Raw genomic sequence first — 15193 nt, 5'->3', positions numbered from 1 at the left:
GGCTTAACCGCAGGCCATCGAACAGATCTCGAGAAGCTGGTCTTTTCTGTCAATGGTTGTCTGGAGCAATCCGGATGAGCATTGGCAATGAGAATGATCAAGTGTCTTAAGGGCAATTGGTGGATGCCTTGGCATGCACAGGCGATGAAGGACGTGATACGCTGCGAAAAGCTACGGGGAGGTGCGAATACCCTTTGATCCGTAGATATCCGAATGGGGAAACCCACCTTAGATACTTGGGAAATCAGGCGCGCCGCTGGCGCGCAGCGAGTAGGGATTAGCGAATAGCGAGTAGGGATTTCTATTCGCTAAATACTATTCGCTATTCGCTTCGCGTCGAAGACGCGCCTGGTTTCCAAGTATCGCAATAAGGTATCTTATTCTGAATACATAGGGATAAGAAGCGAACGCGGGGAACTGAAACATCTAAGTACCCGTAGGAAAGGACATCAACCGAGACTCCGCTAGTAGTGGCGAGCGAACGCGGACCAGGCCAGTGGCTATCGTTTAACAAGCAGAACCTTCTGGAAAGTTGGACCGGAGCGGGTGACAGTCCCGTATGCGTAATGTGAACGATAGTCCTCGAGTAGGGCGGGACACGTGAAATCCTGTCTGAACATGGGGGGACCACCCTCCAAGCCTAAGTACTCGTGCATGACCGATAGCGAACTAGTACCGTGAGGGAAAGGTGAAAAGCACCCCGACGAGGGGAGTGAAAGAGTACCTGAAACCGGTTGCCTACAAACAGTGGGAGCACGCAAGTGTGACCACGTACCTTTTGTATAATGGGTCAGCGACTTAATGTAACGTGCAAGCTTAAGCCGGTAGGTGTAGGCGTAGCGAAAGCGAGTCTTAACAGGGCGTTCAGTACGTTGCATTAGACCCGAAACCGAGTGATCTAGCCATGAGCAGGTTGAAGGTAAGGTAACACTTACTGGAGGACCGAACCCATATCTGTTGCAATAGATCGGGATGACTTGTGGCTAGGGGTGAAAGGCCAATCAAACTCGGAAATAGCTGGTTCTCCGCGAAATCTATTTAGGTAGAGCGTCGACCGAATACCCTCGGGGGTAGAGCACTGGATGGGCTAGGGGTCCTCACCGGATTACCAAACCTAACCAAACTCCGAATACCGAGGAGTACTAGTCGGCAGACACACGGCGGGTGCTAACGTCCGTCGTGGAGAGGGAAACAACCCTGACCAACAGCTAAGGTCCCCAAGTTATGGCTAAGTGGGAAAGGATGTGAGACTCCCAAAACAACCAGGATGTTGGCTTAGAAGCAGCCATCATTTAAAGAAAGCGTAACAGCTCACTGGTCTAATTAAGGGGTTTTGCGCCGAAAATGTACCGGGGCTAAAGCCATACACCGAAGCTTTGGGCTTGCTTTGCAAGCGGTAGCGGAGCGTTCCGTAGGCTGATGAAGGGAGACCCGTGAGGGCTCCTGGAGGTATCGGAAGTGCGAATGCTGACATGAGTAACGATAAAGGGGGTGAGAGACCCCCTCGCCGAAAGTCCAAGGGTTCCTGCTTAAAGTTAATCTGAGCAGGGTTAGCCGGCCCCTAAGGCGAGGCCGAAAGGCGTAGTCGATGGGAACCACGTTAATATTCGTGGGCCTGGAGGTAGTGACGGATTGCGGACGTTGTCTTTCCTTATTGGATTGGAGAGGCAGCCATGTGGTCCCAGGAAATAGCTCCTCCATATAGACCGTACCCGAAACCGACACAGGTGGACTGGTAGAGTATACCAAGGCGCTTGAGAGAACTCTGCTGAAGGAACTCGGCAAAATGCACGCGTAACTTCGGGATAAGCGTGACCCTTCGGTGGGCAACCATCGGGGGGTGGCACAGACCAGGGGGTAGCGACTGTTTATCAAAAACACAGGGCTCTGCGAAGTCGCAAGACGACGTATAGGGTCTGACGCCTGCCCGGTGCCGGAAGGTTAAGAGGAGGAGTGCAAGCTCTGAATTGAAGCCCCGGTAAACGGCGGCCGTAACTATAACGGTCCTAAGGTAGCGAAATTCCTTGTCGGGTAAGTTCCGACCTGCACGAATGGCGTAACGACTTCCCCGCTGTCTCCAGCAGAGACTCAGTGAAATTGAATTCCCCGTGAAGATGCGGGGTTCCTGCGGTTAGACGGAAAGACCCCGTGCACCTTTACTATAGCTTTACACTGGCATTCGTGTCGGCATGTGTAGGATAGGTGGTAGGCTTTGAAGCGTGGGCGCCAGCTCGCGTGGAGCCATCCTTGAAATACCACCCTTATCTATATGGATGTCTAACCGCGGTCCGTTATCCGGATCCGGGACAGTGTATGGTGGGTAGTTTGACTGGGGCGGTCGCCTCCTAAAGAGTAACGGAGGCGCGCGATGGTGGGCTCAGAACGGTCGGAAATCGTTCGCTGAGTGCAATGGCATAAGCCTGCCTGACTGCGAGACTGACAAGTCGAGCAGAGACGAAAGTCGGTCATAGTGATCCGGTGGTCCCGCGTGGAAGGGCCATCGCTCAACGGATAAAAGGTACGCCGGGGATAACAGGCTGATGACCCCCAAGAGTCCATATCGACGGGGTTGTTTGGCACCTCGATGTCGACTCATCGCATCCTGGGGCTGGAGCAGGTCCCAAGGGTATGGCTGTTCGCCATTTAAAGCGGTACGTGAGTTGGGTTCAGAACGTCGTGAGACAGTTCGGTCCCTATCTGCCGTGGGTGTAGGAATATTGACAGGATCTGTCCCTAGTACGAGAGGACCGGGATGGACGTATCTCTGGTGGACCTGTTGTGGCGCCAGCCGCATAGCAGGGTAGCTATATACGGAACGGATAACCGCTGAAGGCATCTAAGCGGGAAACCGACCTGAAAACGAGTATTCCCTGAGAGTCGTGGGAGACCACCACGTTGATAGGCCGGGTGTGGAAGTGCGGCAACGCATGGAGCTTACCGGTACTAATAACTCGATCGGCTTGAATCATTCTCATTGCTTATGCTCATCTGGGCTTATGCTCATCTTGAGCGCTCACGCGGGTTTGCCTTGCAAACCGCTGCGCGTGCGCGGCGCATGAGCGCCGACGGCCAGTCGGCCTTGCAGGCTTTGCCTGTATTCTGGCCTTGTGGGCTTCGCCCGAAGGCGAGCAATCAATGACCGGAAGGTCAACCAGCGAACAGTGAGGCTTGAGGCGCATTCTCTATTCGCCATTCGCTACTCACTATTCGCTTTTACCAGCTTCTCGATTACATGCGTTTCGCCGACCTGGTGGTTATGGCGGGGCGGCTGCACCCGTTCCCATTCCGAACACGGCCGTGAAACGCCCCAGCGCCGATGGTACTTCGTCTTAAGACGCGGGAGAGTAGGTCGCTGCCAGGTCTGCTAAACGCATGGAAAGCTTCTCAAAACAAACACAAAACTCCAAAAGGCCGCAAAAGCGGCCTTTTGCCATGAAAACTGGCAAAAAACGCAAATAAATTGACGCGGGGTGGAGCAGCCCGGTAGCTCGTCAGGCTCATAACCTGAAGGTCGCAGGTTCAAATCCTGCCCCCGCAACCAAATATACAAAACCCCGCCAACCCCACGGTTCGCGGGGTTCTTTTGGCCCGCAAAACCACCCAGCCGCAAGGTCAGCCATGCGGCATTCAGCGTCAATCTGGCGATCTCCCGACCGCGCCGATCAAACGGCGCGGTCGGGGATCGTTCAGCTGCCCCAGATTTCCTTTAAAACGCGCATCCAGTTGCCACGCATGACCTTTTCAACCTGATCTTCGCTATAACCCCGCCTGCGCATAGCGTCCCAGATTGCGGGCGTGTCGGTCAGGGACTGAAAATCGGCGTTGAGCCGGGTTTCGTAGACATACCAGTCACCAAGAACACCGGTTATTTTCTGGTCCATGCCATTGGGGCCGTAGGACTTGTCCCACTTTTCCGGAGCAGGGCGCGGGGATTCCACCACATCACTCGCGAACGCCGCGTGATCGATACCGCCGACATTGATGAGGTGATCGAGGTGGTTGAGATAATCGTCCATGGTCGGGCGCTCGTCGTGACGCACGGCGGGCGACCACATCACCGCGCCGATGAGACCACCTGTCTCGGCCACTCCGCGAATGTGCTCATCGGTTTTGTTGCGCAGGCTCGGGCAGACCACATAGGAATTGGCGTGACTGATGACCAGCGGGCGCCCCTTACTTGCAGCGATGAACTCGCTGGTTGTTCGATGGCCGCAATGAGACAGGTCGACCACAAGATTGAGGCGGTGCATTTCTTCCAGCCATTCCCGACCGGCTTCTGTCATACCGGTATCTTCGGGACCTTCCTGTGGCGCCCCGCAGCCAAAACGGTTGGGTTTGTTGTAATTGGGTTGCAGAATACGCACGCCGAGCTGTTTGAGCGTGGCGAGCAGTTTCACATCCGCCTCGATCATCGTTGAATCCTGCGTGCCGATAATGATGGCGACGCGATTGGTTTCAGCGGCCTTGCGTATGTCCTCGGTCGTGGTGGCGATGAGCGCCACATCGCTCATTTCAGCCACCGTGTCACGCACATGCTCGATCTGCAGAAGACTGTCGGTCAGGTTGGCATAGGGGCGTGTGGTGGTGTAGTTGATGGCGTGTACGCCGCCCTTCAGCGTCTTCTCCATCTGCTCCCGGTTGAAACCGGCACAGTTCAGTCCATCAATTGCCCAGTTGGTGGTCATGGCAGATTTTCCCTCTCCTTGTTGATTTCATTGTTGCGCTTCACGGTGGTGAGACGCTCTGCATCCTGTGTGGACTGATGGCGGAAGTTGGCCCAAAGAACCACCGCTTCCCGCTGGCCGGCGTTTCTGAAACGGTGAGGGCGGGTACTTTCAAAGGCGCAGGCATCGCCCTCGCCCAGAATGTGAACGCGTTCCTCCACCTCCAGCTCGAATCCCCCTTTCAGAACGTAACCGGCCTCCAGACCGCAATGGCTGTAGGGTGTGTCGCTGCTGGTATCGTTTGGCCCCATGCGGATCAGGAAAAGATCAAGGCCCCGTTTTTCGCCGTTGGCGGTCAGAAGGTCCTTGGTGAGACCGTCTGTGCCGAACTGGACACGGTCCCGTTCTCCAACCCGTGTGACGATGTTTTCGTTGTCGGTTCGGTCGCTGGAAAAGAAATCTGACACCCCCACTTTCAGCGCATCAGCAGTGACGGCAAGCGTCCTTACGGATGCTGAGGAAACCCCGCGCTCGATTTGGCTGAGATGTCCGACAGACAACCCGACCCGGGAAGCAAGTTGGCGCAGCGAAAGGCCCCGAACCTGCCGAAGATGCCTGATCTGTGCACCGACGCTTTGATCCGTAATGGACTTGCCCGGAAGCGCAATGGCCGATTTTCTTGATGATGGGGATTGTGGCACGATTACCAATTGTGAATTCGTTGCGATACGAAAAACATATATGTGAAATTCTATCTTGTAAATTCACTATCGCCATGCAAGACTAATATTCGTTCATTGTCTGGTGATGCGTGCAGGTCCCTATAGGGGTAAAAATGAAAGCGCCGCCGGCACAACCGCGTGTTCCTTGTCTGGATCGCGCGACAGGGGAGAAAACCATGTTTTCACAGATCAAGCGCTCAATCGCAGCGGTTGCGCTGGCAGCGGTCCTTGTTGGGCCGGCGGCGGCAGAAACCTTGACCATTGCTCAAAATTTTGACCCGCAGACGCTCTGGCCGAATGGCACAACCGCGTCTGACAATCTCAATGCCGGTTCTGCGATGGTGGAGTCTCTTTTCTGGCAGGACCCACGCAGCGGCGAAATAGAGCCTTTGCTGGCGACCGGTTTTGAATTGGAGACACCGACCTCGGTTCTTCTCGCGCTGCGTGAGGGAGTGACCTTTACGAATGGTGAGCCGATGAACGCCGATGCGGTGGTGCATTCCATCGGGGTTTTTATCGACAAGGAACTCACCCCGGCCTATGCGCAGGTGGCGCAGGCTTTTGAAGGTGCGGAGAAAGTGGACGATCTGACGGTGAGGATCACGCTCAAGAATCCATATCCGCCGCTCGCTCTTGCGCTCAGCCAGATTTATGTTGTGCCGCCGAAACACTGGGAAGAGGTGGGCCTGGAAGCCTTTGGTCAACAGCCCGTCGGAACCGGTCCGTTCAAGTTCTCGGAATGGGTGCGCGACGACAGGCTGGTGATGGAACTGAATGAAGACTACTGGGGGGAATTGCCGAAGGGAATTGACGGCCTTGTCTGGCGGCCGGTGCCTGACGATTCAGCACGTGTGGCCGGTCTGACGACGGGTGAGTATGATGTTGTAAAGGACCTCCCGGTCGCGGCCATTCCATCTCTGGAAGGGCAGGAAGGCGTTACGCTCGTTCCCGTGGCCAGTTATCGCATATACCAGATCGGCCTTTCATCCTTGCCACAGCATGAAAGCCCGCTTCAGGATAAACGTGTCCGGCAGGCACTCAATTATGCGGTCGATCAAAAGGCGATCATCGATGCCCTGTTCTTCGGAAAAGCCAAGGCATTGAACGGCCAGGTTCTCCGCGAACCCCAGCTCGGTTTCAACCCGCAGATCAAGGATTATCCCTACGATCCGGAAAAGGCCAGGGCGCTTCTGGCGGAAGCCGGTTATCCAGACGGTTTCGAGATCACCTTCAAGTTCCCCTCCGGGCGCTATGCACAGGACCGCGAGGTCTCCGAGGCGGTTGCCGGCATGCTGGGCAAGGTCGGCGTGAAAACCGAAATGATCGCGCTTGAACCGGGTGAGTTCCTCCGCCAGCTTCGGAGCAAGGAACTGGCGCCCATGTATTTTGTCGGCCTTGCGCCGCAGGACGACCCGGCATTTCAAGCCTCCCAGTATGTCTCCACGTGGCGTTACACAACGATTGCCAATGAGGAGCTCGACGCGCTTGCCGAGGCCGGCGCGAAAGAGATGGACCTCGAAAAGCGCCGCAGGATTTATCAGGACATGATGGCCCTGATGCATGATGAGGCCCCCATCATCTTCCTTTACCAGGGGCTCGATCTCTATGGCACCGATGCGAAGCTGAAGAACTTTCTGCCGCGTGGCGACGGGCGCATGTTCTTCTATGGCGTGACCTACGAAGACTGACCATCGTGAGTGGTGGCGGCGTTCAGCCGCCGCCCTCTTCGGCCCTGAGTACAAGATCCGGAGCGACGAGGAATGCTGAAATATCTTGCCAGAAGACTGATCCTGACCATTCCGGTCCTGTTCGGGATTCTGGTCATCTCCTTCCTCCTGACTCATCTGAGTGGTGATCCCACCGATTTGATCCTGCCACCGGACGTGACCGAAGAGGCACGCGACGCTTTCCGAAAGCGGCATGGGCTCGATCAGCCGATCTGGGTTCAGTTTGTCTCTTTCTCAACGCAGGCCCTGCAGGGAAATTTCGGCGATTCGCTGCGGTTTCACGAGCCAGCGCTCAAGCTGGTCATGGACCGCATGGCCGCGACGACTGAGCTGGCCGTGGCGGCCATGGCGCTGACCATTCTGATCGGCGTGCCAGCCGGTGTGGTCGCCGCTTACCGGCGCAACACGCCGGTCGATCTTTCAGTGCGCGGCACCACGCTGATCGGGCAGGCGATGCCCTCTTTCTATCTCGGCATCCTATCCATCATTATCTTCGCGGTCTGGCTGCGCTGGTTGCCGACTGGCGGGCGCGGTACCTGGTGGCATCTGGTGCTGCCCGCAACGACCCTTTCTTTTCAGCTTGTTGCGCTGGTGGCGCGTGTGACGCGGTCCTGCATGCTCGACGTTCTGGGGCAGGACTATATCCGCACGGCCCGGGCCAAAGGGCTTGGCGAGACCAAGGTGGTGTGGCTCCACGGGCTCCGCAACGCATTCATTCCCGTGTTGACGGTGATCGGCCTGCAGGTCGGCTTTCTCATGGGCGGCGTTGTGGTGACGGAGACGGTGTTCTCCTGGCCGGGGGTCGGGCGGCTCGCCATTCAGGCGATTTATGCGCGCGACTTTCCGGTGGTCCAGGCGATTGTCCTGCTCTTCGCGCTGATCTTCGTGGTGGTCAATCTGATCGTCGACCTTCTCTACGCGGTGCTCGATCCGCGCATCAGTTATCGGTGAGGCAGTGATCATGGCAACAGCCGAAACCCAAACCGTTCCAGAGGCAAAAAAGACGAGTGACAGCCAGCTTCGCCTCGTTCTGCGTCGGCTGTTCGGCAAGAACGTCGTTATCCTCAGCGTAGCGTTTCTGATCCTGTCGCTTCTGTGCGCGGTTCTACCGGGTCTTGTTGCGCCACACGATCCTTTTGAGCAGGATTTGCTGTTGCGCCTCAAACCACCTTCTTTCGTCGAAGGCGGGGTCCCTGGCTATTTTCTCGGAACCGATCACCTGGGGCGCGATACGCTGTCGCGTATCATTTTTGGTGCACGCATCACGCTGGTGGTGAGTGTGCTGGCAGTGGCCGTCTCCATGCTGGTGGGCGTCGCGGCCGGGCTCGCTGCCGGATTTTACGGTGGGCGCACCGATGCGATCATCCTGCGGCTGATCGATATGCAGCTTGCTTTTCCAGTCATTCTTCTGGTGATCGCTGTCGTCGCTGTCGTCGGCCCTTCGCTCACCAATCTGATCATCATCATGGGGCTATCGGGCTGGCCGCGTTTTGCACGCATCGTGCGCGGTGCGGTGCTTTCCGTGCGTGGGCTGGAGTATGTGGAGGCAGCACGCGCCATCGGCGCCGGACAGCTGCGCATCATGACCCACCACATCCTCCCCAATATCCTTTCGGCAATCATCGTCTATGCGAGTTTCGAGCTCGCGCGGATGATTCTGCTGGAAGCAACATTGAGCTTTCTGGGCCTTGGTGTGCAGCCGCCAACCCCGACCTGGGGCGGCATGATCAGCGACGGCAAGAACTACATTTCGATTTCCTGGTGGGTGTCGCTTTTTCCGGGGCTCGCCATCGGCGCGATCATCCTCGCTTTCAACATTCTGGGCGATGAGCTGCGCGATGCACTCGACCCGCAACTAACACACGAATGAGGGGCATGTGACAATGAGCGACAAGAACAAGAACGGTTTCGGGCCGGGGACCATTGTCGACGGGCTTTATTGCGCAACACTGACACGCGAACAGTTCGAGAAAACTCTCGCCGGCGGTGTGCGTGCGGTCAATCTGACCGCGACTGCGCCGAACACCGATCTGGCCGCTTGCATGTCGGCGCTGGCCAGTCTTTGTGCCATTGTCGAGGAGAATGCGGACCGTGCCCGTATCGTTACCTCGGCACGGGAGATGCGCGAAGCGGCACGAGACAATGTGCTTGGCATCATCATAGGCACGCAGGACGCGACCTTCCTCGATCATGACGTGACCTTGCTCCACATCATGAAGCGGCTGGGCATGCGCATCATCCAGCCCGTCTATAATGAGGAGAACCGTTTCGGCCATGGAGCGCTTGCGGACCGGGAGGGGCGACTGACCGGAGCCGGGCATCAATGGGTCGAACTGATGAATTCGCTGCGCCTGCAGATCGACCTGTCCCACTGCGGTTATGTCACGGCGCGTGACGTGCTGGCGGCATCGAGACGCCCGGTGATCTTCAGTCATTCCAACGCCCGCGCACTATGCGAAAGCCCGCGCAACATCCCTGACGATCTGGCGCGGAAGGCAGCAGAGACGGGGGGCACGGTGGGTGTGACGCTGTGGCCACCTCTACTGGGTATCGAGAAACGGCCAACGCTCGATGATTTCTGTGATCATGTGGAGCATTATGTCAATCTTGTCGGCATCGATCATGTGGCCTTTGGCAGTGATCTCTCCGAAGGTACGAAGACCGAAGAAAAATGGCTGTCGCTTTATGGACCGAAGCCGATCTGGCCTGAAGTCACCGGCATGCTGGGCGACTGGTACACCTATGAAAACAGGGCAACACCCGGTTTTGAAAGCATGGCGGAAGCTGGAAATCTACGCGATGCACTCACCAGGCGCGGCTATGGCGAAGATGCCGTCGACAAGATCATGCGAGACAATCTCCTGCGCGTCTATGAAGAGGTGTGGGGCGAATGATCTTTCAAGAAAGAAACGCGGTCACCCACCCGCCCGGACCGGCTCAGGACGAGATTCTACGTGTCAAAGGGCTGCGTGTGGAGCTGCGCGTCGAAAAGGGCGTGCTAGCCGCAGTTGACGACATCTCATTCAATCTGAAGCGCGGCGAAACGCTCGGCATTGTCGGGGAATCAGGTTGCGGAAAGAGCATGACCGCGCTTTCCATCATGGGCCTTCTTCCCAAGCCGATCGGGCGTATCGCACAGGGTTCCATTACGATCGAAGGCGTCGGCGATGTCGCGGCGATGAGTGAACGCCAGCGCATGCGGGTCCGCGGCAATCAGGTTTCGATGATCTTTCAGGAGCCGATGACATCGCTCAATCCGGTGTTCACCGTCGGCTTCCAGATATCCGAGGCGATCCGCACCCATGAGACCGTGGGCAAAGAAGCGGCGCGCAAGCGTGCTATCGAGATGCTCGATCTGGTGGGCATTCCCCTGCCGGAGATGCGCTATGATTCCTACCCGCACCAATTGTCCGGAGGCATGCGGCAGCGGGTAATGATTGCGATGGCGTTGGCTTGCCGTCCGCAGATCATGCTGGCGGATGAACCGACGACCGCACTCGATGTGACGATCCAGGCGCAGATCCTCAAATTGATGAACCGGCTGAAGGAAGAGATCGGCACCTCCATTCTCTTCATCACCCACGATCTCGGCGTGATTGCCAAGATGACACAGCGCGTCCTTGTCATGTATGCCGGCGTCATCGTTGAAGAAGCTTCGGTGCGCGATCTCTTCGCCAGACCGCTGCATCCATACACAGCGGGCCTCCTCCGCTCGATCCCGCGGGTCGACAAGGCGGCTGGCAGGCAGCGCCGGCTGCACACGATCAAGGGGGTCGTTCCCAACCTTCTTTCATTGCCACGCGGATGCCGGTTCTCCGACCGGTGTCCTGATGTGCACGAGCCCTGTCGCAAATGGGAACCCCCACTTGCCGAACCCGAGAACGGGTCGGGTGACGGCAGTCGCCGTGTCCGCTGCTGGCTTCACAACAGGCCACCTGCCCATGACTGACATGCAAACCACGAAACCGCTTCTCGAAGTGCGTAACCTGAAGCGCCATTTTCCGGTCGATGACGGCTTCTTTGTGCAGAGTCAGAAATCAGTGAAGGCTGTCGATGGCGTTGACCTTGCCATTGCGCCCGGTGAGGCGCTGGGACTTGTTGGCGAGTCGGGGTGCGGAAAATCGACACTGGGCCGCAACATCGTTCGGCTGGACAAGCCCACTGCGGGTGAAATCCGCTTTGAAGGCGTTGATATTGCACCTTTCGGTGACCGCGAGCTCAAGCCCTACCGCCGGCAGATCCAGATCATCTTCCAGAACCCGTTTTCTTCACTGAACCCTCGGCTGACCGTTGGCAACATGTTGATGGAGCCGCTCATGCTGCATGGCGAGGGCGATCGGGCAAAGCGTCGGCAACGGGCGCTGGAGCTATTGGAGCTGGTCGGACTGGGCGCGGATCATTTTGACCGCTATCCGCATGAATTCTCAGGCGGGCAGCGGCAAAGGCTGGGTATTGCACGGGCACTGGCGCTGAGGCCGAAGCTGATCGTTTGCGACGAGCCGGTCTCGGCGCTCGATGTTTCCATCCAGTCGCAGATCATCAATCTCCTGCGTGACCTGCAGGAAGAATTTCAGCTCTCCTATCTGTTCATCTCGCATGATCTGAGCGTCGTGGAGCATATGTGCGACCGGGTTGCGGTCATGTATCTCGGCCGGATTGTCGAGATCGCTTCGGCGAAAGCGCTATATGAGAAGACGTTTCACCCCTATACGCGCGCGCTGCTTTCCGCATTGCCGATCCCAGATCCGACAGTGCAAACGGAGGAAATTATCCTGGAAGGCAGTGTTCCGAGCCCGGTCAATCCACCGCCTGGCTGCCATTTCAGCACACGTTGCCCCTTCGCAACACCGAGCTGTTCGGAAAGCACACCAGAACTGCGTGAATTCGAGCCAGGGCATTTCGTGCGCTGCTCTCGGCTGGAGGAAATCCTTTGATGAGCCACGCGTTCAACAGACCGGAGACCTGAAGCAAAATGCCATTCATTACCTTCAAGATCGATGATGATCGCAGCGAAGAAACCTTCGGGAGACTGGCGAAGGCTGTAACGGATGCGGTGATGGCGACGCTGGGCTCGCAACCGCAATGGGTGACGATCGTCTTTGAGACCTATCCGCGCAGCCGCTGGTCGTCCGGCGGAGCGTTGCAGGATAGGGACAATGCGGTGGAGGGCAGCCGTCCCTTCATCTCGGTCAAGTTCCACAAGGGCCGGCAGGCCGACAAGAAGCGCCAGGTGGCGGCAGGTATCACGGATGCGGTGGTGTCCGTTCTTGGTGGTGAACGGGATTGGGTAACCGTCGTTTTCGACGACTATGCACAGGAAGACTGGGCAATCGGTGGCCGCCTTCAGCTTGACCGGCATGGGCCGGTGCCGCCGCCCGATCCTGTCTGAATTATCATTTGAACCTCAATGCAAGGAGAGCGCATGCCGTTTATTCGCATTACCCTCGACAAGGGCCGTTCGACCGAGAAGAAGCGCGCTGTGGCAGCCGCTGTAACCGATGCCATCGTGAATACACTGGGTGGCGAGCGTGACTGGGTGACGATTGTCTTTGAAGATGTCGAACGGGAAGACTGGTCTATCGGGGGGCGGCTCCAGATCGACCGCAAGGGGCCTCTAAAGCCGGATGAACACGGTTAGCGGCAATCGACCAAAAAAACTAACCCGGCGGTTCTGAACCGCCGGGTTTTTTGTTGCCGGGTCGGAACTGCGCCAAAACCTATTTGGGCTCCAGCACGACATCGTAGAAGAAGTAGCGTTGGGCGGTGTTGGTCGCAAAATTCTTCAGCCTCTCGCTATGGCCGTAAAATTCGCGGCCGCCGAACAGGAACACGATGACGGCTTCGTCATAGATCAGTTTGCTGGCCTTGCGGATGATCTCCGCTCGCTCCTCCGGATCGACGGTTGAAGCGCTTGCATCGATCAGGGCATCGAGCTCGGGGTTCTGGTAGTAGGAATAGCGCCAGTCGGAGCGATAGACCGCAAGGCCGAAGCTTGGATCGTCTGGAACGCCCAGACCCAGTATGCCCATGGGCGCATATTCCCGGTTCACCAGCTGACGGATGAACTCGCCTGATTCCAGTAGGGTTATGTTGGTCTTGATGCCCACCTTGGACAGCATGCCCGAGATCGCCTCGCAGGTCTCCTGCCCCTGCGGATAACGATTGGCAGGGCAGCGAAACTCAATCTCGATGCCATCGGCATAACCGGCTTCCGCCAGCAGTGCTTTCGCTTTTTCGGGATCATAGGGATAATCCCGCATGTCCGGGTCATAACCTGGCTGCGAGGGCAGAATCACCTGCCCGTTCAGCAGTTTGGCCTTTCCATAATAGAGTGCGTCGATGATCGCCTCTTTGTCGATGGCATGGTTGAGTGCCTGGCGAACTCGTTTGTCCTGTATCGGACCCTCGTGCTGAGGAAGCGAAGACAGGGTAAGCTGGAAAACCCTCGAAACATCGCCGGAGTAAATATCCACCCCGTCCAGGTTTTCAATTTCGATGGCGTCTACTGCCGGAATGGCGATGGCAAGATCATACTCGCCGGTTTTCAGACCCGCGGCGCGTGCATTGGCCTCCGGAACCGTCTTCCAGACAATCTTGTCAAAGCCATTGGGCGCTTCGCCCCAATAGTCGGGATTGAGGTCCATGACGATGCGATCGTCCTTAGACCATTCGGTGAGGACGAACTGACCGGTTCCTACGGGGTTTTGGCCAAAGCCTTTGGGGCCGACCTCCTCCCAGTATTTGGGTGGTATCACGAGAATCTGCGCCAGCAGAAGATCGACAATGGGGCTCGGCTTTGTCAGCGTCATCCGCACCGTATATTCGTCCACCACTTCTGCTGTGCCGACGGTGCTGGCGTAGATGCCGTAGGCGGGGACCGTTTTTGGATCGGCAAACAGTTTGATACTGTGCGCAACCGCCTCGGCATTCATCTTCTCGCCATTGGAGAATGTGACGCCTTCCCGCAGTTTGATAAGCAGCTCGGTGTCGGAAACCATTTGGTGCTCAAGCGCAAGAAGAGGCCTGATCTCACCGGTCGCGGGATCGTCCAGATAAAGCGATTCCAGTATCGGAAACATGGCATTGTTGGTTGAGCGGGTGCCATACAGATCGCTCGGATCGAAATCCTGCGCAATGGTCAGAGTTTGCGCTATGGTTGTATTTGGTGTCGTGAGGGAGCAGCCCAACGCCATCACAACAGCAGCAAGGGTCTTGTACATTTGTCTTCTTCCCCTTTATATAATTTAAAGATGCTATTAGCACATTGGTGAATTTACAAACTTTTTTTTCATGAATATGCAGTTGCGAGAGTCATGATTCAGCAAGGACCAGTGGATGCCGACGGATAGCCCGACGCCAGCACAAGCGAAGAACAACGGAGCTGCGCGCTCTACCGACCATATTGTGGGTGAGCGCATTCGTCATTTGCGCCAGGCGCGCAGCATGTCCATCAAGGAGTTAGCCTCGGGGGCTGGTTTGTCGATCGCCCTTATTAGTCAGATCGAGCGTGGCATATCCTCTGCTTCGGTCCGGGTGCTCGCCAAGCTTGCAGATGGGCTTGATGTGGCGATTTCTGATCTCTTCGAGCCCGCTCTGGAGGATGCGGTGAGTGACCGGATCGTTGCCCGCGTGCATGAACGGCGGCATATCGATCTGAACAGGACGGGAATACACAAGGAATTGTTGACACCTTTCGCCCGGCAGCCGCGGCTCGACCTGTACATGATGACAATAGAGCCTCACGGCTCTTCAAGTGACGAGCCGTTTGTCCATCAGGGCGAGGAAGCGGGTGTCGTTCTGGAGGGCGGCATCGAGCTCTATGTCGACGGTAAACGCTATATTCTCGGTGAAGGCGACAGTTTTCGCTTCGCGAGCGACCGTCCCCACCGTTACCTCAACGCCGGGTCAAAGACTGCCCGTGTGATCTGGGCGCTTTATCGCGAGAGTGAATAGCGCGCTTCTTCTGACGGCAAACAGCACAATGTGCCAATGGTGTTCTGGTAGTATTCGCTCAAGGAGCTTCGTGCCCACCTGGAGCGGGTGGCTTGACGTCGAGAGGTCGGCTGCTCGTCAAGACATT

The 15193-nt window shown here is 57.0% G+C and carries 12 protein-coding genes, 1 tRNA gene, 2 rRNA genes and 1 pseudogene; 12 read left to right on the top strand and 4 right to left on the bottom strand.

Features of this window, described 5'->3' with window-relative positions:
* Positions 1-95: 95 nt before the first annotated feature.
* The 3 genes from P2W41_RS00495 to P2W41_RS00485 all read left to right on the top strand — a co-directional run bounded on the left by P2W41_RS00495 (position 96) and on the right by P2W41_RS00485 (position 3541).
* Positions 96-2969: ribosomal RNA gene (locus P2W41_RS00495) — 23S ribosomal RNA — on the top strand.
* Positions 2970-3246: 277 nt separating this feature from the next.
* A 5S ribosomal RNA gene (gene rrf, locus P2W41_RS00490) occupies positions 3247-3361 on the top strand.
* Positions 3362-3464: 103 nt separating this feature from the next.
* A tRNA-Met gene (locus P2W41_RS00485) sits at positions 3465-3541 on the top strand.
* A 145-nt stretch (positions 3542-3686) separates the two neighbouring features.
* On the opposite strand, the gene P2W41_RS00480 is transcribed toward P2W41_RS00485, so the two are convergent.
* The 3 genes and pseudogenes from P2W41_RS00480 to P2W41_RS00470 form a co-directional block, all read right to left on the bottom strand.
* A complete protein-coding gene (locus P2W41_RS00480) occupies positions 3687-4685 on the bottom strand; it encodes a dipeptidase (RefSeq protein WP_292898446.1) in 999 nt (332 codons plus the stop codon).
* On the bottom strand, positions 4682-5131 hold the full coding sequence (locus P2W41_RS00475) for a cupin domain-containing protein (protein ID WP_404934898.1): 450 nt from the start codon (positions 5129-5131) through the stop codon (positions 4682-4684). Before P2W41_RS00475 ends, P2W41_RS00480 begins: the two co-directional genes overlap by 4 nt.
* A 51-nt stretch (positions 5132-5182) precedes the next feature.
* A pseudogene (locus P2W41_RS00470) lies at positions 5183-5365 on the bottom strand (helix-turn-helix domain-containing protein); the annotation flags it as partial.
* A 197-nt stretch (positions 5366-5562) separates the two neighbouring features.
* Here P2W41_RS00470 and P2W41_RS00465 point away from each other — a divergent pair.
* From P2W41_RS00465 to P2W41_RS00430, 8 genes are all read left to right on the top strand, one after another.
* Positions 5563-7074 (top strand): ABC transporter substrate-binding protein, encoded by a 1512-nt coding sequence (locus P2W41_RS00465; RefSeq protein WP_292898448.1) that lies wholly within the window; start codon positions 5563-5565, stop codon positions 7072-7074.
* Between the two features lie 72 nt (positions 7075-7146).
* Entirely contained in the window at positions 7147-8064 is a 918-nt protein-coding gene (locus P2W41_RS00460; protein WP_292898449.1) for an ABC transporter permease, read from the top strand.
* Positions 8065-8074: 10 nt separating this feature from the next.
* Positions 8075-8983, top strand: coding sequence for an ABC transporter permease (locus P2W41_RS00455; RefSeq protein WP_292898450.1), 909 nt, complete (start codon positions 8075-8077; stop codon positions 8981-8983).
* 13 nt (positions 8984-8996) lie between these two features.
* Positions 8997-10007 carry a dipeptidase gene (locus P2W41_RS00450; protein WP_404934001.1) on the top strand — a complete coding sequence of 337 codons (1011 nt, stop codon included), beginning with the start codon at positions 8997-8999 and terminating at the stop codon, positions 10005-10007.
* The gene (locus tag P2W41_RS00445; RefSeq protein WP_292898452.1) at positions 10004-11062 is read left to right on the top strand and encodes an ABC transporter ATP-binding protein; all 1059 of its coding nucleotides are present in this window, start codon (positions 10004-10006) and stop codon (positions 11060-11062) included. Before P2W41_RS00450 ends, P2W41_RS00445 begins: the two co-directional genes overlap by 4 nt.
* Positions 11055-12047, top strand: a complete 993-nt coding sequence (locus tag P2W41_RS00440) for an ABC transporter ATP-binding protein (protein WP_292898453.1) — start codon at positions 11055-11057, stop codon at positions 12045-12047. Before P2W41_RS00445 ends, P2W41_RS00440 begins: the two co-directional genes overlap by 8 nt.
* Before the next feature lie 38 nt (positions 12048-12085).
* A complete protein-coding gene (locus P2W41_RS00435) occupies positions 12086-12502 on the top strand; it encodes a 4-oxalocrotonate tautomerase family protein (protein WP_404934000.1) in 417 nt (138 codons plus the stop codon).
* A 33-nt stretch (positions 12503-12535) separates the two neighbouring features.
* Positions 12536-12751, top strand: a complete 216-nt coding sequence (locus P2W41_RS00430) for a 4-oxalocrotonate tautomerase family protein (RefSeq protein ID WP_404933999.1) — start codon at positions 12536-12538, stop codon at positions 12749-12751.
* Between the two features lie 79 nt (positions 12752-12830).
* Here the strand turns inward: P2W41_RS00430 and P2W41_RS00425 are convergent, their stop codons facing one another.
* Complete coding sequence (locus P2W41_RS00425) at positions 12831-14333, bottom strand: ABC transporter substrate-binding protein (RefSeq protein WP_292898456.1); 1503 nt, start codon at positions 14331-14333, stop codon at positions 12831-12833.
* A gap of 115 nt (positions 14334-14448) precedes the next feature.
* Between P2W41_RS00425 and P2W41_RS00420 the strand changes: the two genes are divergently transcribed.
* Complete coding sequence (locus tag P2W41_RS00420) at positions 14449-15066, top strand: helix-turn-helix domain-containing protein (RefSeq protein WP_292898457.1); 618 nt, start codon at positions 14449-14451, stop codon at positions 15064-15066.
* The last annotated feature ends 127 nt before the right edge of the window (positions 15067-15193 follow it).

It is taken from the genome of Nitratireductor sp. L15S-10, from assembly GCF_045011005.1.
Taxonomy (GTDB): Bacteria; Pseudomonadota; Alphaproteobacteria; order Rhizobiales; family Rhizobiaceae; genus Nitratireductor.
The sequence above is the reverse complement of the archived record's forward strand: the minus strand, read 5'-3'. Positions and strand labels throughout refer to the sequence as shown.

Bases quoted from the DNA above. Each gene is read 5' to 3' on its own strand.
- P2W41_RS00480 (WP_292898446.1), bottom strand. From the start codon at position 4,685: ATGACCACCAACTGGGCAATTGATGGACTGAACTGTGCCGGTTTCAAC.
- P2W41_RS00465 (WP_292898448.1), top strand. From the start codon at position 5,563: ATGTTTTCACAGATCAAGCGCTCAATCGCAGCGGTTGCGCTGGCAGCG.
- P2W41_RS00460 (WP_292898449.1), top strand. From the start codon at position 7,147: ATGCTGAAATATCTTGCCAGAAGACTGATCCTGACCATTCCGGTCCTG.
- P2W41_RS00455 (WP_292898450.1), top strand. From the start codon at position 8,075: ATGGCAACAGCCGAAACCCAAACCGTTCCAGAGGCAAAAAAGACGAGT.
- P2W41_RS00450 (WP_404934001.1), top strand. From the start codon at position 8,997: ATGAGCGACAAGAACAAGAACGGTTTCGGGCCGGGGACCATTGTCGAC.
- P2W41_RS00445 (WP_292898452.1), top strand. From the start codon at position 10,004: ATGATCTTTCAAGAAAGAAACGCGGTCACCCACCCGCCCGGACCGGCT.
- P2W41_RS00440 (WP_292898453.1), top strand. From the start codon at position 11,055: ATGACTGACATGCAAACCACGAAACCGCTTCTCGAAGTGCGTAACCTG.
- P2W41_RS00435 (WP_404934000.1), top strand. From the start codon at position 12,086: ATGCCATTCATTACCTTCAAGATCGATGATGATCGCAGCGAAGAAACC.
- P2W41_RS00430 (WP_404933999.1), top strand. From the start codon at position 12,536: ATGCCGTTTATTCGCATTACCCTCGACAAGGGCCGTTCGACCGAGAAG.
- P2W41_RS00425 (WP_292898456.1), bottom strand. From the start codon at position 14,333: ATGTACAAGACCCTTGCTGCTGTTGTGATGGCGTTGGGCTGCTCCCTC.
- P2W41_RS00420 (WP_292898457.1), top strand. From the start codon at position 14,449: ATGCCGACGGATAGCCCGACGCCAGCACAAGCGAAGAACAACGGAGCT.